The sequence below is a fragment of the Novosphingobium sp. MMS21-SN21R genome (genome assembly GCF_031846015.1).
In the GTDB taxonomy this organism is placed as follows: domain Bacteria; phylum Pseudomonadota; class Alphaproteobacteria; order Sphingomonadales; family Sphingomonadaceae; genus Novosphingobium.
The window spans coordinates 1,925,274-1,944,670 of sequence record NZ_JAVRDU010000001.1; the positions used below are offsets into that span (position 1 = coordinate 1,925,274).

Here is a 19,397-nt window from a genome sequence, read left to right on the forward strand (position 1 = left end):
ACGGAGGGCATAGGTCTTTGGGCCGCTTTCGTTGCGTGGTTCTACTTTACGCCGTTGGGACTACTAATAGTTTGTCGTCGCTGGAATCGGCGGTTGACCTAAAACCCCCGCGACCACCTCACCGCAAACCCGCCATCATCCGGCGCTCCGGCAAAATGCCCCGGTTCCCGGCGGAAAAAAATGCTGGCCGAGGCATCGCCGCCCCACAGCACCGTCGCCCACGCCAGCTCCGCGTCAAGCTCACGCCCCTTCGGTGCCAGCGACAGCGGCACTCGGGCGAAGGTGGCGGTCTGCGTCGCATAGTCCCACGCCACCGGCAGGTTCAGCTCCAGCCCGCCGCGCTCTACCCGCAACGGTTGCGAGACACGCAAGGCCAGTCGGTCGCCCGCCGTCAGCACGCCCTCGCGCGAAAGATCGACGCTCCACGATGACGAGACCAGCCGCGAACCGCCAGTCGCCACCGCGCCGCTGTCAATCCGCGTGAAGCCAAGGCTGCCCGTCGCCCCCAGCGCCCAGCCCTTCCCGAAGCGCCAGCCAAGCCCCGGCGAAACCATCGCCGTCATCGCCCCGCCGCCGCCCAGCGCATCGGCAAACCGTGCACCCAGTACCGTGCGCTCCTCGCGCATCAGGCCGAAGCCGAGCCGCCAGTCGAACGCCTCACCCTGCCCGCCATCCAGCGTAAAGCCGATCTGCGTCATCCGATCCCCACGCCGCTCCCGCAACGGATCACTCCGCACCAGCACGCTACGCTCCGCCGAAACCGTCGGGCCCAGCCCACCAAGACGATAGCGCGCCGCCATCCCCGTCTCGGGCCGAGTGAACACCCCGCTCGCTATGCCCGCCACAAGGAACTGCGGCTCCCGCCGCTGCTGCAGCCGTGCGGTCAGGCTATCAGCACTCACCTTCCAGCCCAGCGCCAGATCGAGTGAGCGATCGATCCGCGTCACCACCGAAGATGCCAGCACCCGCGCCTGCCGCCCCTCGCCCGGTGCCAGCCGCAAGGGCACCGCGCCGAACCGCGAGTCCACCGTGAACGCCAGCGAAAGGCCCGAAGCATCCACCGCCACCGGACTGCCCCCGCCCGCCAGCGCCTCATGGAGCGGCAAGCGCGCCTGCCCCACCCGTAGGCCCGCCGCCAGATTCAGGCCATAGGCGCGGCTATATCCATCAAGCATGACTGTCCCTAGCGAAGCCCCGCTCAAGGCATCCCCCATCGCCCCGCTGCTCGTACCCGTCAGCCCATCAAGCGACACCGCCACCTGTGTCCCCGCAAGGCCCGTCGATCCCTGCGGGGAGAACGCCCTGGCGATGTCGAGAATGCCTCTGCCGTAGGTCGCATCCGTCCCCGCCGCCCCGGCATCGCGTGCGGTCGAGAGCAGCAGGCTTACTATCTGCTTTGCCGTGAGGTTGGGAAATGCCTGCGCCAGCAAGGCCACCGCGCCAGATACCTGCGGCGCGGAAAAGCTTGTCCCGTTCACCACGGTCACGAAGCTGCCGTCTGCGGTGGTGGTCGTCTTGATCTGACCGTTTTCGTAGACGCAGCAGACTTCCTCGCCCTGCGCCATGATGACTGAGGTTGCCGAGTTGCCTGCGCGGTTGCTGAAGGGTGAAACCGTCCCAGACCCGTTGACAGACCCGACAATCAAGACATTGCCGCCGCCTGCTTCAAGCAGTGATACGGCGAATGGATCGGGGTTTTTGGGATCGATCGCCGGATCGGTACTCTCACCTTCATTGCCTGCCGAAACCACTACAACCACTCCGGCTGCCACGGCCCGGCCCACAGCTGCGCGCAAGCCGGCGTTCGCCGGATCACCGCCAAGCGAAAGATTTATGACCCGGGCCCCGCCGACGATGGCTGCATCGATACCCTTCGTGATGTTCTCGTCAGAGAAAGTGCATCCTTCGCTGGCGGAACAGGTCCCTTGCGTATCAGCACGCAACATCAAAATGTTCGCGTTCCAGGCAATGCCCATGACACCTGAACCGTTTCGTGCCGCCGCAGCTACAAGCGAAACCTGCGTGCCATGATCGTCTGCCGCGTTGATCAGGCCGCGATTTCCCGCAACGTCTTTCGATGCAGATGCAATTCGGCCGGAGAATTCAGGGTTGGCATTGTCGATCCCTGAATCGACAACTGCGATGGTCGTGCCCTGCCCGCTCGCACCCGCATCCCAAGCGGTTATCGCCCCATGGAATGACGGCCCGTCAGACCGGCGATACTCTGCAGTATTGAAATTTGCAGCCACCGGCGTCGGTGTTGGCGTAGGGGCAGGTGAAGGCGTGGGCGTGGGCGTGGGCGTGGGAGCAGGCGTCGGAGCCGGGGTCGGAGCAGGCGTGCTTGAAACCCCTCCCCCGCCGCCGCAACCTGCCATCGACAGGGAAAGCAGTGCGACTGTGGCAAGTCCGGAACAATTCGCACGTTTCATGTTCGCGCCTCGCAGCGTTGGCAATCCCGCAGCGTTGCTGATAACCGCGTCGCGGTAAATGCTGTATGCCACAGCTTTGGACAGGAATTGCCGATGCCGTTCGACCCGTCGCGCGTCGATTGCTGGATTTTCGATCTCGACAACACCCTCTACCCACCGTCCACGCGGCTATTCGACCAGATCGACCAGCGCATGGGCGAATATATCCAGAACTTGCTGGGGTGCGATCCAGTCGAGGCGCGGCGTGTCCAGAAGCTCTACTTCCACGATCACGGCACGACGTTATCCGGGTTGATGCACTACCACGCCATCGACCCATACGAATTCCTGGGCTTCGTCCACGATATCGACATGGCCCCCCTCGGCGCAGCTCCACGCCTCGCCGGGAGGCTCGCTGCCTTGCCCGGCCGCAAGCTGGTTTTCACCAATGGCGACGATGCTTATGCGGCCCGCGTTCTAGGCGCTCTGGGCCTTGCAGACAGCTTTGACGGTATGTGGGACATCCACGCGATGAACTATCGCCCAAAGCCCGAAATTTCGGCCTACAGCAGCATGATCGAAGCGCTGGCGATCACGCCGGAGACTGCCGTGTTCGTCGAGGACATGGCGCAGAACCTTGCGCCTGCCAAAGCGCTCGGCATGCAGACGATCTGGCTCGATCTCGCCACCGACTGGGGTGACCGCGCGAAGGACGATGCGGCCATCGATCTTGTCGCCGGGGACTTTGTGCAATGGCTCGACTACACACTTGCAAGCCTTGCCGATCAGGGCACTCTCGGCTAGGCGGCGCGCAATTTCGTTTCAAACCGATCCCGTACGGAGACCTGTCATGACCGCCTCGCTCGAAACCGCCATCGAAGCAGCATGGGAAGATCGCGCCAACGTCACGCCTGCCAGCGATGCCGTGCGTGAAGTGGTCGAAGCTGCGCTTGACCTGCTCGACAGCGGCAAGGTCCGCGTTGCCGAGAAGATCGGCGGCGAGTGGCAGGTCAAGCAGTGGCTCAAGAAGGCCGTCCTCCTGTCGTTCCGCCTGAACGAGAACGTGGTGATCGAACATGGTGCTGGCGGCGCTCCGGCGTTCGACAAGGTGCCCTCGAAGTTCGCAGGCTGGGGTGAAAACCGTTTCCGCGACGCCGGTTTCCGTGTGGTTCCGGGTGCCGTAGCCCGCAAGGGCGCGCACATCGCCAAGGGCGTGGTGCTGATGCCGAGCTTCGTCAACATCGGCGCGTTCGTCGATGAAGGCACGATGGTCGACACCTGGGCGACGGTCGGCTCGTGCGCGCAGATCGGCAAGAACGTCCATATCTCCGGCGGCGCTGGCATTGGCGGCGTGCTCGAACCGCTCCAGGCTGGCCCGGTCATCATCGAGGACGGCGCGTTCATCGGCGCGCGTTCGGAAGTCGCCGAAGGCGTGATCGTCGGCGAAGGCGCGGTACTTTCCATGGGCGTCTACCTGGGCGCATCGACCAAGATCGTCGACCGCCAGACTGGCGAGATCCACATCGGCCGCGTCCCACCCTACGCCGTGGTTGTTCCCGGTGCGATGCCGGGCAAGCCCCTGCCCGACGGCACCCCCGGCCCGTCGCTTTATTGCGCGGTCATAGTCAAGACAGTGGACGCGCAAACCCGCAGCAAGACAGGCATCAACGATCTGCTGCGAGACTGACTCCATCCTGTTCCGCACTACCCGTTGGGTACATGTGCGGAACAGGGCGTCATCCCAAGCGTAGAACACCCAAGCACGGTATCTACCCAAGGAGAAGCGCCATGGAACGCCAGGGTGAAGAAACGCATATCACGACTGACGAAGCGCGCGGCGGCGAAGGTCTCAATGTGCTGCGCTGGATGCTGGCAATCAGCCTGATCCTGGCAATCAGCGCGTTGACGATCATCTGGGTTACGGGGGCGCTGACCACGCCGCAATAAGTGGATGGGCAGCAAGCATGACAAGCGGCTGGAAACTTGATCGCGAACTTCGCGCCAGCCTGCTTGCTGCCTACCCGCCCCACTACGCCAATGCGGTGGGAGATCACGTCACGTTATCTGTCAGCCTGCCCCATCCTCCCGCACCGGCTGAGCGGCCCAGGATTGTGGGGCACATTGACGATGGCAATGGCGTGGAGGCGATGATCGTCGAAATTGACGGCACGACGGCCCGACCGGATGGCAAGGTCTGGCACATCACGTGGTCATTGGCGGACGGCAGGACTGCCCGCGAAAGCAACGAGATCATTGCCGCGCTTGGCTGGGCACCATTGAACGGAGGAGAATTGCTTCTCGAGCCGGCAGTCTGGTGATTGACACTTTGCGGTGCAAAGGTGATCGTAATTTGACTTGCGCCACACAAGGCCAGCAAATACCTCGCTTCCGCCCGTTGAAAGCCCCATCATGCTCCGCCAGATCCTCCGTTACGTCTTGGCAGGGCTCTACTTTCTCGCGGGCATTCTGCACCTTGTTACGCCAGCGCCGTTTCTCACGATCACACCTGGCTGGGTGCCGTTTCCTGGCGCTGTTATCGCTCTGACGGGAATAGCCGAACTGCTGGGCGCAGCCGGGCTTGCACAAGGCGCATCACTGCAATTGCGCCGGGCAGCGGCTATCGGACTGGCGCTTTATGCCGTCTGCGTCTTTCCTGCCAACATCAATCACTTCATTCAGGACATGGCGCGACCTGACCATGGCCTTGGACTGGCCTATCACGTCCCCCGGATGTTTGTTCAGCCACTGCTTGTGTGGCTGGCGCTGTGGACGGGCGGCGTGACCGACTGGCCGTTTTGCGTTCGGAAGCGCTGAGCAGTCCGTGCTGCTTGCCGATCCTGCAACGCTCATCGCCTGCGGCTTGGCCGTCATCCTCGTCGGGATGGCCAAGGGCGGCTTTTCCGGACTTGGCGCGTTGGGGACGCCGGTCGCAGCACTTGTGCTCCCACCATCGACCGCCGCCGCGATCCTGCTCCCGATCCTCATCGTGCAGGATGTGGTCAGCGTCTGGTCGTTCCGACACGCCTGGGACAAATGGATCGTCGCATGGATGCTGCCTGGTGCCGTGGTCGGCGTGGGCCTTGGCTGGGCTCTCGCCGCTGGCATCGACGAAAAGGCCCTGATGGGTGTGCTTGGCGCTATCACCCTCCTGTTCGGGCTATACCGCCTTTGGGTAGAGCGCGGCAGCCGCGTCGTCGCGGCGTCCACCTCCCCCGGCTGGGTTGGTGCAGTGTTCGGCATGGCAACGGGTTTTACAAGTCAGGTCGCCCACGCGGGCGGGCCACCTTTCCAGATGTGGGTAACCCCGCGCAAATTGCCGCACCTGACTTATGCGGGAACCAATGCGATCCTTTTTGCAGCGATCAACTGGATCAAGGTGCCGAGCTACATGATGCTTGGCGCGTTCACGCACGACGTCATCGTGGCTGCCATCATGCTTGTGCCGCTGGCGATTGCCACGACCTTGTTGTCCGTCAGGGTGGTTCGTGTGCTGAGGCCGGAGCGATTCTATACGATCATCTACCTGTTGATGGTCGGACTTGGCGGCAAACTCATTGCAGATGGTTTTGCCTGAGCCGGGGTGGTTTCTGCTGGCCATTATCGCGCCAACCTGTCAGCGCGGGCTCAAGCAACAGGGGACGGGGCATGGCCGAAGACGAAGATTACGTGTTTGACGAGGATAGCGGCGAATGGATGCCTGCGTCTGAACTAGCAGCGCGCCAGGCTGTCGCAGGTGCGGTCGAAGTGCGCGACGCGGTCGGCAACATCCTCGCCGATGGCGATCAGGTTACCCTGATCAAGGATCTTGAGGTCAAGGGCGCCGGGCAAACCCTTAAACAGGGTACGTTGATCAAATCGATCCGGCTCACCGGGGACGCGCAGGAGATTGATTGCAAGTACCCCGGTATCAAGGGATTGGTCTTGCGCGCGGAGTTCGTTCGCAAACGCTGAGCCCGCAAGCACCCTGGAATTCGTATGCACCACCTACGGCATTCGGGGCAATCGGCGTTGGATTTCCATTTAAGTCTATGAAAAACTGGTAGATTGGTAAGTGGTTGCAAAACATGCAACCTGATGCTCCTGAAATACAATTGCGGCGCTGCACACAAATCATATGCTGCAACGCAACAAGATAAGGGTGCTGAAGGCAATCTTTCCTTATCTTTCAGGAGACATTGCCATGTTCAATTCGTCGTTCGCCATCACCGCTGCTGCCCTCCTCCTTGCCGCGCCAGCCGCCGCCAGCGCTGCCGAAGCCGAAGCTGGCAGCTTCACCTACCAGGGCGTGAAGTACGACTACACCGCTGAGCAGCAGGGTGAAGTCAAGGTGCTCAAGGGCTCCGCCTATGCGGGCAAGGTCCCGTTCGAACTGCGCGTCAACAAGCGCACGGTTACCGGCCGCTTCAACGGTCGTCCGGTTTCGTTCGAAGTAAAGGACGTGAAGCCGATCGCGAGCAAGGCCGCTTCGCTCGCCGATTGAAAGCGTAGCAACACGAGGATTCCAGGAAAACTTGCCCATCAAGGCATTGATGGAAAGGCGAAACTCGTGAACCACGCCAGTATCGCGCTGAGCCGGTGACAGAAAAGGGCGCTCCGAAAGGGGCGCTCTTTTTCGATAATAATATCCTAAGCCTTTTGACGTAATATCCCAGCAAAGGGAGTTTTACCGGGAGAGGACCAAGATGTTTGCAGTTGCTCGTGCGATCGTTCGCAGGCCGATACCAGTTCTATGCATTGCCGGTATCATCGGGTTTCTTGCCATGCCGTCATCGGAAAAGTCCAAGCCCGCCGATCCATGGTCCGCAGCTCCGGTAACAAGCCCAGAACCGACATCACAGGATTCCATCATCGCCAAGGCTGCTTCGAAAGCCGCCGATTTGGCCGCCGAGGCCGATAGCACCGGAACCGTAGCAAAAGTCCGCGGCACCGTGGAAACAAGCGCTAGTTCCTGGGAAACGACGTCCGAAGCCGTGGCCTCTGCGGCGAAAAAGTGACGGCGCCCTAACGCTGCGGGCCGCCCTTCAATTGAACGACCAACCCGCTTCCCGGCACGTTTGCCGCGTGGCTTTCGCTGATCGTTTCGATCTGCGCCTTGGTTGATGCATCATCGGCGTCGGGGGCAATGACGTAGCGCGCGACGATCAAGCCATCAGCGACGTTGGTCACGCAGATGTAACGAATGTGCGACCGTGAAGCCAGTTCGTCGAGATCGACCCCATCGGCCAGCACCCATGACTTGCCGCCATGTGATCGGATCTGGCGTTCGCAATAGCGACAGATGGACATGACAACATCGCCTTCGCCCTTTTCCTTCCGGGACGTGGGCACATGCGTGCGCGTGTACCAGCACTGGGTGAGTGTATGGGAAGTGGCGGGCTTGATCAGCATGCAGCGATGGTGCCGCTGTATGGTGAAATTCGTAAAAATGGTAGGTTACGCATAATTACGGAGGTCTTGACCGTTCATGCGAGCGTGACGAAAATCTCCGCGACGAGAACCCATTGTTCGCGAACTTTGCGCCATTTGGCCGCGTAAGTGCCAGAGGCTATGTGCTGCCGTACCCCCGCCGAAACAGCCTGCCAGCGGCCAAGCTCCATGGCGATAGGTTCGGCGGCAGATGGCGCAATGGTTTCAGTCGTACGGGTATAGAGCGTGCGGTCAGGCACTGCGAATTCGCGCTTCCACGCGAGCAACTGGGCTTTGCGGCCCACGATCACAGCGCTATCGGTGCCGGTCACCAGCACAACATCAGGGGATAACAGGGGACCAATCGCGGCAAGATCTGCGGTCGCAAGCGCGCGGTTGAATTCGGCGCGGGCCAAGCGGATGGCGGGATCGGCGGTCATTTCTCTGCCTTTGGCAGGATAGCCGGGTATTGAAAAGAGGGGCAATCCCGGCGGCGAGCGTTACGCCCAGCCGCCGGAAATGCTTTACCCAATCAGGCCGAAGCGAGATTGATGGCCGAAGCCTTGCCGTTACGGCCGGTTTCGACTTCGTAGCTCAGGCGCTGGTCGCGCTCGAGGGTCGCCATGCCGGCAGCCTGAACGGCCGAGATGTGCACGAAGCTGTCGGTGCCGCCGTTGTCAGGCTGAATGAAGCCATAGCCCTTGTCGGTATTGAAGAATTTCACGGTGCCTACTGGCATGAGCTGTTCCTTTCGAGAACGATGGTTGCCCGGGCGCAAGAGTGCGCACTGGCCGTGCGTCGGATCGTCATTCGAAAGGAAGTCGTCGTCAAAAGCCGCCTTGGCCGGGCCGTGAAGGCCGGGATAGGTGGAGATTTTCTGCCGAAGTCCGTTGCAAAGTTCAACGTCAGCGGCGGCGCATTAGCATGGGGCAGACCCATTACCTAATCATTCCGGACATGTGACCCATGTCCGGCCAGAGATTGGCCTAACCTGACAGTTCCGGTTAAGGGCTTCAGCATGACCGAGATAACGCACGATTCCATCCAGATCCTCGTCGATGGTGACGCTTGCCCGGTGAAGGAGGAAATCTACAAGGTTGCTTTCCGGCGAGCAGTCCCCGTCATCGTCGTCAGCAATTCTCCGTTCCGCGTGCCTGTGCATCCACTGGTCCGGCGGATCGTGGTGAGCGACGGGTTCGACGCCGCGGATGACTGGATCGCCGAGGCGACCGGCCGAAAATCGGTGGTAGTTACCGCCGACATCCTTCTTGCGGATCGGTGTCTCAAAGCTGGGGCCTGCGTGCTTTCGCCAGCCGGGAAACCATTTACCACCAGTTCGATCGGCAGCCAGATTGCCACCCGCGCGATCATGGCGGATTTGCGGGCGGGCGGCGATATCATCGGCGGCCCTGCCCCGTTCTCCAAGACCGACCGATCGCGCTTCTTGTCAGCGCTGGACGAAACGCTCGGTCGTCTGGCACGTTAAGGTTCGCTATTGGCGGTGGAAAGGCCTAGCTCTGGACAAGGGCAACCGCCCGCCGGAGAACGATAATGGCGAAGAGCCAGAAGAAGTCGAGCAAGGAAATCCGCAAGCCCAAGGCGGAAAAACCCAAGAAGCTCAACGCATCCAACCCATCCCAGAAGGTCGGTGTCGTTGCAGGCCTCGATAACATGAAAAAGACCTGAAGCTGGCGCCCTACCCCTCCCGCAAGCGGGAGGGGGGACGTGGCATTAGCGGCAGCGAACGTTGCTACGGCTGTTGTTGTTGTTGCGATTGCCGCTGTCGACCGCTGCGCCAACTGCCGCGCCGCCGATTGCACCGATGATGGCACCGAGCGGCCTGCTGTCGCCCGGCGCAATGGCTGCGCCTACTGCCGCACCGCCAAGCCCGCCGATGATCAGCCCGGTCGAACCATCCGACCGGCGGCAATAGTAGCGATTGTCCCGGCCACGGTACACGCGGTCGTCATAGGAAAGCTGACGTTCGCGGTAGCGGCCATTGTTGCGGTAGTAACGGTCGGCCTCGTAACGGTCCCCATAACGAGGGTCTGGGCTGTTGTAGTCATAGCGACCGTTCTGGGCATAATACCCCTGATCGTAATAGCCCCACTCGTCGCCATTGGCGTAGCCGGGCCGGTCATAGCCGGTACTGGTGCATGCACCTGTCAGGGTTGCTGCAGCGAGGGCAGAAAGCATAAGGGCCTTGTTCATGGCGCCTACTCCACTTCATGAGAGGGGCGCGCGACTGTCGCCCTTTTGTGGAACTGCAATGGATGGACGGCGTGGACGTTCCCGTGACCGGCGCAAGACCGTGATTGCGGCTGTTGCCCAAGCGAATTGCAGTGCCTAAAACCACCAGCCATGACACCGCATTCATTCCGCTCCAGACTGCGCGCATTTCAGACCATGCGCGGAGAGCCGCCTGAAGCGGGGTTCATCGCCGACCTTGAATTTCTGGAAAACCGTGATCTCGATCTTTCGGTCAGGCTGGGTGCAATGCTGGGTTTCAATGCCCTGTTGATCACCATCGGCACCCATCCGATCTCGGCCAGCCCCGGTGCGCCGCTCTCGCTTGATGCATCGACACAGCCGACGTTGGTCTTCGCCAACCTCGTTGCACTCGCGCCGTTGGTCGTCTCGTGTTTTCTTGCGCTGCGTGCCATGCTGCTGGGCGAAGAGTTCGATGCCGAAGGCCTTGATAATGACGCCGCCTTGCGCCAGCGGCTGTTCGCTAGTTTCATTCATTCGATAGATGCACAGGCACAGTTGCTGCGACATGCCATCCGTTGGACCATCGCCGGAGGCGCGCTGAACCTGATGGTGTGGGCGGCAATTCTTCTCGAAAAAATGGGCTGAACGCAGGCTGCGCCGTTACGCTCCAGCCTCGCCAGACTGTGCCACGACATCATCCGGAACATCGGTAGCAGGCTGTGCTGCGCTGGTGTCAGCCACCGGTTCGTCAGCTTGTTCGGCGTCTTGGGCGTAGTTCATGTTGTCCGAATTTACAGGCGCTGCATAGGCGGTGACATCGGCGAGATGCTCGTCCTCGAACGTGACCGGCTCGTAATTGTCACCAGGCAGGGAATCCCATGGCCCCATCGGGATGACCGGAGAAACGGCAGTGTAGGCCTTTGGCGCGAAATAGACCCCAGATGCAGAGTCATAGGTTACGGCCACGATTTCGGGATATCGTTCGGGATTGATCGCTCCCCAAGGACGCGAGCCGCCATCGACGAGTCGGGTCGGTATCACCTGCGAGGTCGCTGCGCCCAGCACTGCGCCAAGCCCGACGATCAATCCCAGCGGTCCGGCAATTGCCACTTGCACCTCCTGCATCGTTCCCGTCGTTCATGGGAATGATGCAGACGCAGGTCGGTTCCGTTTGGAGCCGGGAGGCTGTTGCTGCGGCGGAGTCCCTCCTGCCATCTGCGGCAGGAGGGACTACCAACAATCAGTCGTGTTCGCGGCCGCCGGCGCCGATGTAGAGCTCGCGGCCACCTTCGTGGTATTTTTCGCTCATCGCCTTCATTCCGGCTTCGGCTTCTGCTTCATTGGCAACGAAGGTTTCGATTCCGGCATTCTGCTTGGCGGCGAATTCGCGGACTTCCTGGCTGATCTTCATCGAGCAGAACTTCGGGCCGCACATGCTGCAGAAATGCGCGGTCTTGGCACCCTCTGCCGGCAGGGTCTGGTCGTGGTACTGCTCGGCTGTTTCGGGATCGAGCGACAAGTTAAACTGGTCGCGCCAGCGGAATTCGAAGCGGGCCTTGCTCAGCGCATCGTCGCGGACCTGCGCGGCCGGGTGGCCCTTCGCCAGATCGGCGGCGTGAGCGGCCAGCTTGTAGGTAATCACGCCGACCTTTACGTCGTCGCGGTCCGGCAGGCCGAGGTGCTCCTTGGGCGTGACGTAGCAGAGCATCGCCGTGCCGTACCACCCGATCTGCGCCGCACCGATACCGCTGGTAATGTGGTCGTAACCCGGCGCGATGTCGGTAACCAAGGGCCCCAGCGTGTAGAACGGCGCTTCTCCGCACGCCTCAAGCTGCTTGGTCATGTTCTCCTTGATCTTGTGCATCGGCACATGGCCGGGGCCTTCGATCATCACCTGAACGTCCTGCTCCCACGCACGCTTGGTGAGTTCGCCAAGCGTGTAGAGCTCGGCGAATTGAGCTTCATCGTTGGCGTCGTAGATCGAGCCGGGGCGCAGGCCGTCGCCAAGCGAATAGGCGACGTCATACGCCTTCATGATCTCGGTGATGTCGTCAAAATGGTCGTAGAGGAAAGATTCCTTGTGATGCGCAAGGCACCATTTGGCCATGATTGATCCACCACGGCTGACGATGCCGGTCATGCGCTTGGCAGCGAGCGGGATGTAAGGCAGCCGCACGCCCGCATGGATCGTGAAGTAGTCGACGCCTTGCTCTGCCTGCTCGATCAGCGTATCGCGGAACACCTCCCAAGTCAGGTCTTCGGCGACGCCGCCAACCTTTTCGAGCGCCTGATAGATCGGCACGGTGCCGATCGGCACAGGGCTGTTGCGGATGATCCATTCGCGCGTGTCGTGAATGTTGCGGCCCGTGCTCAGGTCCATCACGGTATCGGCGCCCCAGCGGATCGACCAGACCATCTTGTCGACTTCGCTCGCCACGTCAGACGCGACAGCGGAGTTGCCGATGTTGGCATTGATCTTGACGAGGAAGTTGCGGCCGATGGCCATCGGTTCGGATTCAGGATGGTTGATGTTGTTCGGAATGATCGCGCGGCCACGGGCCACTTCGTCGCGGACGAATTCGGGAGTGACGTAATCGGGGATCGATGCGCCCCAGTCCTGCCCATCGCGGATCAGCGCTTCCTTGGCCTGCTTGCGGCCAATGTTTTCGCGGATGGCGACATATTCCATCTCGGGCGTGATGATGCCCTTGCGGGCGTAATGCATCTGACTGACGTTTGCACCCGCCTTGGCGCGTAAGGGGCGCTTGATGACATTGGGGAATGCAGGGACACCTGCCGAACGGTCAGGCCCCTTGAGGCCGTTGTCTTCCGGCTTGACCTCGCGCGCGTCGTATTCCTCGACGTCGCCGCGCGCCATGATCCAGTCACGGCGCAGTTGCGGGAGTCCAGCGGCGATATCGATGGTTGCAGTGGGATCGGTGAACGGCCCAGAGGTGTCGTAAACGCGAACCGGGGGCTCGCCGCTCGACGGCTCAAGTGCAATCTCGCGCATCGCCACGCGCACATCGGGGAAACGCAGGCTCTCGACGTGGATCTTGCGGCTACCACGGATAGGGCCGGTGGTGACCCCGATTTCGAGCTTGCTGTTGATGTCGGCCATGCGCGTTCCTTTTCAGGACGGAACGAGCGCGCGGTTCTGGCCGGCCCTCCCTCCGCCCGTGCTAACGGGTTCAGGTTCGACGGGTCGGGCAGCGTGACCTGCCCCTCTCAGCCAAGCACTGGCTCCCCGGGGTATGAAGACCTTTTAGGCAGGTATTGCCCGGGGGGCAACCGACCATTGAGTAATGGTCTGCAATGCAAGGCAGTTAACGCAAAAGGGCCACTCAGGTTTGTCAATTCGTAAAAATACGTTGATCTCCACCAATCAATGAATACCCTTCCCCCGCCGGTGGGACGCCGGAAAAGGGGGAGCAAACATGGTATCGCTGCAAATCAAGATCCGTAATTCGGTAAGCTTCTGCGCGCTTGTGGCTGGCTTGCAAATGGCTCCGGCCCAGGCCCAAACACTTGTTCCGGTTCAGATTCCAATTGCCGACACGCAATGTGGTGGAGCCTTCTTCAATCCACTTTCAATATGCCAGGTCACAGGGACTCGTACGCATTCAACTCCGGTGGTGACCGTTGCACCGGCGCCCGGCGTGCCAGGACGATCGGTCATCACACATACCGAGGAGGTCAGTTTCGACGGACAACTGCAGATTGGCGGAGCAACCTTTCCCACGGCGCCGGGCTCGTTTTTTGGTTTACCTCCCCAAGCGCTGTTTTCAGCCGATGCCGCGCGAGTGGAAGCCGCTATGACCTATACCGGTTCGCTATCGACCACGACCGATAACGCAAGCGCGCCGTTTGTGGCCGGATTTTTCCAGCAACCGCTGGCGCAGTTCTCGAATTACGACATCCATTCGCTGGATGTGCGGTCCATCAGTGTCGATGTGCAAAATGAGACGGTCGAGACAGAACTGGGCGGCGAATACACATTCTCGCTGGCCTCGATCGATCCTTCCGCTGTTGTCGAAAATTCAACCGCCTTGCAGGGCAATTACCATGGCACCGATGAAAGTGGTGCACTTGTCTTCGGCAAGATCGAGGGGTCTGCCACGGTCATCGCTGCCGAGCAGAACTCGGCCGTGATAACGCCTTCATCATTCGCCCCAAATCCCGATGGCAGCCCGAGCAGCGTATTCGTCTCGCCTCTGGCCGTTGGTTATGACGTGTTGGCGCGTGAAACGACGCGCCTCGACGAGAACGGCCTCAGCACGCAAACCGTCTCGGTGACCGACGGGATCAACATGAACGGCAGCCGCATCACCAACCTCGGCAGCGCCGTGAATGCAGGCGACGCGGTCAACCTCGGTCAGGTCGTCGAGCTCATCGCCACCAATAGTCCGATCCAGAACTCTGAAGGCGATGGTTCGCTTGCTGGAGGCAGTGGGTCGTCAGCGAGCGGGAATGGCGCAGTGGCGTTGGGACAGGGCCAGCAGGCGAATGGCAATGGCGCGGTCGCTCTTGGTGATCCCAACATTGCGACCGGAACCGGCGCTGTCGCCATCGGTGCCGACAACACGGCAACTGGCAATGGCGCAGTGGCCATTGGTGACACGAACCGGGCGCTTGGCAACGGTGCTGTCGCAATCGGTGTTGCTAGCAACGCCAATGGCGCGGGCAATGTCGCCATCGGCGACAGCGCTGAAGCCCGCGCTGCCAATTCCGTCGCTCTTGGTGCCAATTCGCTGGCTGACCGGGCAAACACCGTTTCAGTGGGGGCGGCCGGCGCAGAACGGCGCGTGGTCAACGTTGCCAATGCCATCAGTGATACCGACGCGGTGAACAAGGCACAGCTCGATACAGAAACCCAACAGCGCCTTGCGGCTGACGCCGTGCTGGTCACCGGCATCCGGAATGAAACTACCGCCCGCGTGGCTGGCGACGCCGGGTTGCAACGGCGCATCGTCAATGAATCCGCCGTGCGCGCCGCTGCCGATACTGCCGAAGCCAATGCCCGCGCCGCAGCGGACGGGCGTTTGCAAACCCAGATCAATGGCTTGACCAACAGCATGTTTTCGCTGACCGGGCGTGTGGGGGCGCTTGAACGGACAGTGTCGCAAGACCGCAAGGATTCGCGTCAAGGCATTGCGGCAGCGGTCGCCATGACGCCGGCGGCCATGCCGTCAGCGCCGGGCAAGGTCGCTTATACGGTCAACGTCGCCAACTTCCGCGACGAGCAGGCCGTGGCAGCTTCGCTCGCCATGCGCCTGCGCGGACCGAACCCGTTGGCCGTCACTGCCGGCATTGCCTATGGCGGTGGCGCCAATACTGCCGTTCGTGTCGGCGTAGCAGGCGAGTTCTGAGGCAACTGATCACGGACCGGCAGACGTCATCTGCCGGTCCGATTGGTCAGGCAACCTCTATCCCGCAGCTTGCCATTGGCGCACGGATTCTATCGGCGTGGCCAGCATCAGGACGTTGAGCGTCAGGTTGTCACGGATCATGAACAGCGTGAACACTTCAAACAGTAGGGCTACCGCAATTGTCAGGCCTGCCGGCAGGCGCGCGGCAAAAAGGAATCCCAGCGCCATGAACCCCATGTCAGCAGCGGAATTGAGTACGCTGTCGCCCGAATAGCCGTATGACACGGTGACCGAGCGATAGCGGTCGATGATGATCGGAGAGTTTTCGAGGATCTCCCAGGATCCTTCGACCAGCACCGCAAGCGCAAGTGCCCAGACCGGCGATAGCGTCACGAAGCCGATGCGCCGCCAGATCAGATGCGCAGCGCCATAGAACAGAAATCCATGGATCATGTGGCTGAAGCTGTACCAGTCCGAAATCTGTTGGCTGTTTTCTGCCGATTCGACAACACCTTGCCACAGCCGAATCGTGCCGCAGGGGCAGATTGGAGGTCGGTGCATGCCGAGCAGGATGATCACGATCCCGAGCGCCACCCCGATGGCAGCCAGTTTGCCCGCCCTGTCCGGCAGCAGCGTGCTTCGATTGTTGTTCATCACCATCCCCCGATGTCCCTGCCCTTTCTGACGTGTGCCCGATCGAGGCACAAGGGCATGGTTGCACCGGCAACTGCATGTCCCTAAGCGCTTGGATATGACGGCAAGGCGATGCGACATTGCTATCTTGGGCGGAGGCCTCGCTGGCGGACTCGTCGCGCTTGCCTTGCGACGAGCGCGGCCCGAACTTTCTCTACTGCTGGTCGAGCAGGGCGAGAATCTCGGCGGAAATCACATCTGGTCGTTTTTCGGCTCCGACGTGGGCAAAGCCGGGCGCGAACTGCTGGGCGGAATGGTCGTTGCGGCGTGGCCTGAATACACCGTCGCGTTCCCTTCTTTCCGGCGCAAACTCAAAACCAGCTATTACTCGATCGCATCAGAACGATTCAATGCGGTGGTGCGTTCGGCCCTCGGCGAAGAAGAGATCGTCGCCGGGGTTCGCGCGCTTGCCTGCAGCGCCACGAATGCGACATTGTCGGACGGCACGCGGATCGAGGCAGGAGCCGTTATTGATGCGCGCGGCATTCGAAATTCAGGCCACTTGACAGGTGGTTGGCAGAAGTTCCTGGGGCAGCGCCTGAAGTTGACCGCGCCCCATGGTCTCGATGCTCCCGTCGTAAAGGACGCGACCGTCGAGCAACATGACGGCTATCGCTTCGTCTATTGCCTGCCTTTCGCGGTCGATGAAGTATTTGTCGAGGACACCTATTATTCCGACAACCCCGCTCTCGACACACCTGCCCTTGCCGCCCGCATAGCCGACTATGCCAAAGCCCGCGGATGGCAGGTCAGCGAAATTCTGGGACAGGAACATGGGGTCTTGCCAGTAGTTGCGGGCGGTGATTTTGACGGGTTCTGGCGCTCCACCGGTGGCGCCGTGGCACGCGCCGGGGCACGCGCCGGACTGTTCCAGGCGGTGACAAGCTATTCATTGCCTGATGCCGTGCGCTATGCTCTTGCACTCGCCCGTGAGGATGACCTGTCAGGCCCGGCCCTAGCCCGCTTCAGCGAAGCATGGTCGCGGCAGCACTGGAATCGGTCGGGCTTCATGCGCGCGCTGGCCGCCATGTTGTTTGGGGCTGCTCATCCCGCGGATCGCTACCGTGTGCTGGAGCGCTTCTACCGGCTCGATCGTGGCCTGATCGAACGTTTCTACGCTGGCCGCCTCACCAGCTTGGATAAAGCCCGCATCCTTGTCGGCAAGCCACCGGTTCCGATTGGCAAAGCCATCGGCGTACTGTCCGGTCTCGGCAACAAACCAAAACCCCTCTCGTTTTCAGGAAATCGCGCATGAAGCGTGCTTGTGTCATTGGCGCCGGATTTGGCGGGCTCGCTCTGGCGATCAGGCTGCAATCGGGCGGGGTGCAGACCACGCTCGTAGAAGCGCGCGACAAGCCGGGTGGACGCGCCTACGTTTGGGAAAAGGACGGCTTCACGTTCGACGCCGGGCCAACGGTCATCACCGATCCTTCGTGCCTGCAGGAATTGTGGTCGCTCAAGGGTCACCGCATGGCCGACGATGTCGACCTGATGCCGGTCATGCCGTTCTACCGCCTCAACTGGGGTGACGGCACCAATTTCGATTATTCAAACGACGATGCCAGCCTCAAGGCAGAAATCGCGAAGCTGAACCCGGCCGACGTTGCGGGCTATGACGATTTTCTCGAATACTCCGCCGGCGTGCTGGAAGAGGGCTATGTCAAGCTTGGCGCAGTGCCGTTCCTCGACTTTGCCAGCATGATCAAGGCGGCCCCTGCCCTTGCGCGCTATCAGGCTTGGCGCTCGGTCTATTCGATGGTTTCGAGCTTCGTGAAGCACGAGAAGCTGCGCGAAGCCTTCAGTTTCCATTCGCTGCTGGTCGGCGGTAACCCGATGACCACGAGCGCGATCTATGCCCTGATCCACAAGCTGGAGAAGAATGGCGGCGTGTGGTGGGCGCGCGGCGGCACCAACAAGCTGATTGAAGGTATGGTCACCCATTTCCGGAGGCTCGGCGGCGAAGTCCGGATGGGCGATCCGGTTACCCACATTTCAACGCTGGGCACGCGCGTGACCGGGGTGGAAACGAAGAGCGGCTGGTCCGGGCAGTTTGACGCAGTCGCGTCCAACGCTGACCTGATGCATTCCTACCGCGACCTGATGTCTGATAATTCACATGCAAAACGCCGCACAAAAGCTTTGTCGAAAAAGCGTTTTTCACCAAGCCTGTTTGTCGTTCACTTTGGCCTTGAAGGCACGTGGCCGGGCATTCCGCATCACATGATTCTGTTCGGTCCGCGCTACAAGGGGCTGCTCGACGACATCTACACCCACGGCGTTCTGCCCGAGGATTTCTCGATCTACCTGCACCATCCCACGGTCACGGACCCGTCCGTTGCGCCCGAGGGGATGAGCACGTTCTATGCGCTGGTGCCGGTGGCAAACATGGGCAAGCTGCCGGTCGATTGGGACGAGGTGGGCCCGATTCTCGAAAAGCGCATCCTCGATGAAGTGGGCCGCAGGCTGATCCCGGACATCCATTCGCGTATCGTAACGAAGTTCAGCTACGCGCCGAGCGACTTCAAGACCGACCTGTCCGCCCACCTTGGCAGCGCGTTCAGCCTCGAGCCCCTGCTGACGCAGAGCGCTTGGTTCCGGGCGCACAACCGTGACGATACGATCTCGAACTTCTACCTTGTCGGCGCGGGCACCCACCCCGGCGCCGGCATTCCGGGCGTGGTTGGCTCAGCCAAGGCGACGGCCGGGCTGATGCTGGAGGACCTTGCGTGAAGCGCATCGCCGTCTATTGCGGCTCTGCCTCGCCGACCGATGGCCGTTACGTTGCGCTCGCGCGCGAGGTGGGACAGGAACTGGCCCTGCGCGGGATCGGTGTCGTCTACGGCGGAGGCCGCCTCGGCCTGATGGGGGCGGTGGCTTATGGCGCGCTGGATGCAGGGGGCGAGGTGATCGGTGTCATCCCCGAAGCCCTCGTAGGCAGCGAGGTTGCCAACAACGACTGCACGCAACTACATGTTGTGCCGGGCATGCACGAACGCAAGAAGCGCTTCACTGACCTTTCCGACGGATTCCTTACGATTCCCGGCGGGGTCGGCACCATGGATGAACTGTGGGAAGCGGTCAGCTGGGCACAATTGGGCTACCACGCCAAGCCGGTGGGCCTGCTCAACGCCTTCGGTTTCTTCGATCACCTGATCGCGTTCAACCGCCACATGATCGAGGTCGGCTTTATCCGTGAGGCCCACGCCGGCATTATCCTCGCAGAGCCGAGCCTTGATCTCCTGCTCGCGAGAATGGCCACGCATGAACCACATGTGCCGATCTTCGCGATGAAAGCAGATGATCTGTGACC

The 19,397-nt window shown here is 61.3% G+C and carries 25 protein-coding genes and 1 riboswitch; of the genes, 17 read left to right on the plus strand and 8 right to left on the minus strand.

Annotation, left to right across the window (positions count from 1 at the left end; translation table 11 throughout):
• Positions 1-98: 98 nt before the first annotated feature.
• Positions 99-2,249: a S8 family peptidase gene (locus RM192_RS09315; RefSeq protein ID WP_311507260.1), complete on the minus strand. Its 2,151-nt coding sequence runs from the start codon at positions 2,247-2,249 to the stop codon at positions 99-101.
• Between RM192_RS09315 and RM192_RS09320 the strand changes: the two genes are divergently transcribed.
• The 10 genes from RM192_RS09320 (at position 2,233) to RM192_RS09365 (ending at position 7,402) form a co-directional block, all read left to right on the plus strand.
• The gene (locus tag RM192_RS09320) at positions 2,233-2,487 is read left to right on the plus strand and encodes a hypothetical protein (protein ID WP_311507261.1); all 255 of its coding nucleotides are present in this window, start codon (positions 2,233-2,235) and stop codon (positions 2,485-2,487) included. The genes RM192_RS09315 and RM192_RS09320 overlap by 17 nt on opposite strands.
• A gap of 35 nt (positions 2,488-2,522) precedes the next feature.
• Positions 2,523-3,212, plus strand: a complete 690-nt coding sequence (locus RM192_RS09325) for a pyrimidine 5'-nucleotidase (RefSeq protein ID WP_311507262.1) — start codon at positions 2,523-2,525, stop codon at positions 3,210-3,212.
• A 46-nt stretch (positions 3,213-3,258) separates the two neighbouring features.
• Positions 3,259-4,095 (plus strand): 2,3,4,5-tetrahydropyridine-2,6-dicarboxylate N-succinyltransferase, encoded by an 837-nt coding sequence (dapD, locus tag RM192_RS09330; protein WP_311507263.1) that lies wholly within the window; start codon positions 3,259-3,261, stop codon positions 4,093-4,095.
• 101 nt (positions 4,096-4,196) lie between these two features.
• Positions 4,197-4,355, plus strand: a complete 159-nt coding sequence (locus RM192_RS09335) for a hypothetical protein (protein WP_311507264.1) — start codon at positions 4,197-4,199, stop codon at positions 4,353-4,355.
• A gap of 17 nt (positions 4,356-4,372) precedes the next feature.
• On the plus strand, positions 4,373-4,726 hold the full coding sequence (locus RM192_RS09340) for a hypothetical protein (protein ID WP_311507266.1): 354 nt from the start codon (positions 4,373-4,375) through the stop codon (positions 4,724-4,726).
• Between the two features lie 91 nt (positions 4,727-4,817).
• Positions 4,818-5,222, plus strand: a complete 405-nt coding sequence (locus tag RM192_RS09345; protein ID WP_311507267.1) for a DoxX family protein — start codon at positions 4,818-4,820, stop codon at positions 5,220-5,222.
• A gap of 7 nt (positions 5,223-5,229) precedes the next feature.
• Positions 5,230-5,982, plus strand: a complete 753-nt coding sequence (locus RM192_RS09350) for a sulfite exporter TauE/SafE family protein (RefSeq protein WP_311507268.1) — start codon at positions 5,230-5,232, stop codon at positions 5,980-5,982.
• A gap of 71 nt (positions 5,983-6,053) precedes the next feature.
• Positions 6,054-6,359: an alkylphosphonate utilization protein gene (locus RM192_RS09355; protein WP_311507269.1), complete on the plus strand. Its 306-nt coding sequence runs from the start codon at positions 6,054-6,056 to the stop codon at positions 6,357-6,359.
• 229 nt (positions 6,360-6,588) lie between these two features.
• A complete protein-coding gene (locus RM192_RS09360; RefSeq protein WP_311507270.1) occupies positions 6,589-6,888 on the plus strand; it encodes a hypothetical protein in 300 nt (99 codons plus the stop codon).
• 202 nt (positions 6,889-7,090) lie between these two features.
• The gene (locus RM192_RS09365; RefSeq protein WP_311507271.1) at positions 7,091-7,402 is read left to right on the plus strand and encodes a hypothetical protein; all 312 of its coding nucleotides are present in this window, start codon (positions 7,091-7,093) and stop codon (positions 7,400-7,402) included.
• A gap of 7 nt (positions 7,403-7,409) precedes the next feature.
• On the opposite strand, the gene RM192_RS09370 is transcribed toward RM192_RS09365, so the two are convergent.
• The 3 genes from RM192_RS09370 to RM192_RS09380 form a co-directional block, all read right to left on the minus strand.
• Complete coding sequence (locus tag RM192_RS09370; protein WP_311507272.1) at positions 7,410-7,796, minus strand: hypothetical protein; 387 nt, start codon at positions 7,794-7,796, stop codon at positions 7,410-7,412.
• 74 nt (positions 7,797-7,870) lie between these two features.
• Complete coding sequence (locus RM192_RS09375; protein WP_311507273.1) at positions 7,871-8,254, minus strand: nuclear transport factor 2 family protein; 384 nt, start codon at positions 8,252-8,254, stop codon at positions 7,871-7,873.
• Positions 8,255-8,346: 92 nt separating this feature from the next.
• Positions 8,347-8,553: a cold-shock protein gene (locus RM192_RS09380; RefSeq protein ID WP_311507274.1), complete on the minus strand. Its 207-nt coding sequence runs from the start codon at positions 8,551-8,553 to the stop codon at positions 8,347-8,349.
• A gap of 279 nt (positions 8,554-8,832) precedes the next feature.
• Between RM192_RS09380 and RM192_RS09385 the strand changes: the two genes are divergently transcribed.
• Together RM192_RS09385 and RM192_RS09390 are read left to right on the plus strand one after the other, a co-directional pair.
• Positions 8,833-9,300, plus strand: a complete 468-nt coding sequence (locus tag RM192_RS09385) for a YaiI/YqxD family protein (RefSeq protein ID WP_409233801.1) — start codon at positions 8,833-8,835, stop codon at positions 9,298-9,300.
• A 65-nt stretch (positions 9,301-9,365) separates the two neighbouring features.
• Positions 9,366-9,500 carry a hypothetical protein gene (locus RM192_RS09390; protein ID WP_311507275.1) on the plus strand — a complete coding sequence of 45 codons (135 nt, stop codon included), beginning with the start codon at positions 9,366-9,368 and terminating at the stop codon, positions 9,498-9,500.
• Positions 9,501-9,545: 45 nt separating this feature from the next.
• Here RM192_RS09390 and RM192_RS09395 read toward each other — a convergent pair whose 3' ends face one another.
• Positions 9,546-10,025, minus strand: coding sequence for a hypothetical protein (locus tag RM192_RS09395; RefSeq protein WP_311507276.1), 480 nt, complete (start codon positions 10,023-10,025; stop codon positions 9,546-9,548).
• A gap of 150 nt (positions 10,026-10,175) precedes the next feature.
• Here RM192_RS09395 and RM192_RS09400 point away from each other — a divergent pair, with 150 nt between their 5' ends.
• Positions 10,176-10,670: a hypothetical protein gene (locus tag RM192_RS09400; RefSeq protein WP_311507277.1), complete on the plus strand. Its 495-nt coding sequence runs from the start codon at positions 10,176-10,178 to the stop codon at positions 10,668-10,670.
• A 15-nt stretch (positions 10,671-10,685) separates the two neighbouring features.
• On the opposite strand, the gene RM192_RS09405 is transcribed toward RM192_RS09400, so the two are convergent.
• Positions 10,686-11,135 (minus strand): hypothetical protein, encoded by a 450-nt coding sequence (locus RM192_RS09405; RefSeq protein ID WP_311507278.1) that lies wholly within the window; start codon positions 11,133-11,135, stop codon positions 10,686-10,688.
• 130 nt (positions 11,136-11,265) lie between these two features.
• A complete protein-coding gene (gene thiC, locus RM192_RS09410) occupies positions 11,266-13,146 on the minus strand; it encodes a phosphomethylpyrimidine synthase ThiC (RefSeq protein WP_311507279.1) in 1,881 nt (626 codons plus the stop codon).
• 30 nt (positions 13,147-13,176) lie between these two features.
• Positions 13,177-13,285: riboswitch (TPP riboswitch) on the minus strand.
• Positions 13,286-13,840: 555 nt separating this feature from the next.
• Between thiC and RM192_RS09415 the strand changes: the two genes are divergently transcribed.
• Complete coding sequence (locus RM192_RS09415; protein ID WP_311507280.1) at positions 13,841-15,394, plus strand: YadA-like family protein; 1,554 nt, start codon at positions 13,841-13,843, stop codon at positions 15,392-15,394.
• Positions 15,395-15,451: 57 nt separating this feature from the next.
• On the opposite strand, the gene RM192_RS09420 is transcribed toward RM192_RS09415, so the two are convergent.
• Positions 15,452-16,048 (minus strand): DUF2585 domain-containing protein, encoded by a 597-nt coding sequence (locus RM192_RS09420; protein WP_311507281.1) that lies wholly within the window; start codon positions 16,046-16,048, stop codon positions 15,452-15,454.
• Between the two features lie 61 nt (positions 16,049-16,109).
• Here RM192_RS09420 and crtY point away from each other — a divergent pair, with 61 nt between their 5' ends.
• The 3 genes from crtY to RM192_RS09435 are packed head-to-tail and all read left to right on the plus strand — an operon-like array spanning position 16,110 to position 19,395.
• Positions 16,110-17,342, plus strand: coding sequence for a lycopene beta-cyclase CrtY (crtY, locus tag RM192_RS09425; RefSeq protein ID WP_311507282.1), 1,233 nt, complete (start codon positions 16,110-16,112; stop codon positions 17,340-17,342).
• A complete protein-coding gene (locus RM192_RS09430; RefSeq protein ID WP_311507283.1) occupies positions 17,339-18,817 on the plus strand; it encodes a phytoene desaturase in 1,479 nt (492 codons plus the stop codon). The genes crtY and RM192_RS09430 overlap by 4 nt, the downstream gene beginning before the upstream one ends.
• A complete protein-coding gene (locus tag RM192_RS09435; RefSeq protein ID WP_311507284.1) occupies positions 18,814-19,395 on the plus strand; it encodes a TIGR00730 family Rossman fold protein in 582 nt (193 codons plus the stop codon). Before RM192_RS09430 ends, RM192_RS09435 begins: the two co-directional genes overlap by 4 nt.
• Positions 19,396-19,397: the final 2 nt, after the last annotated feature.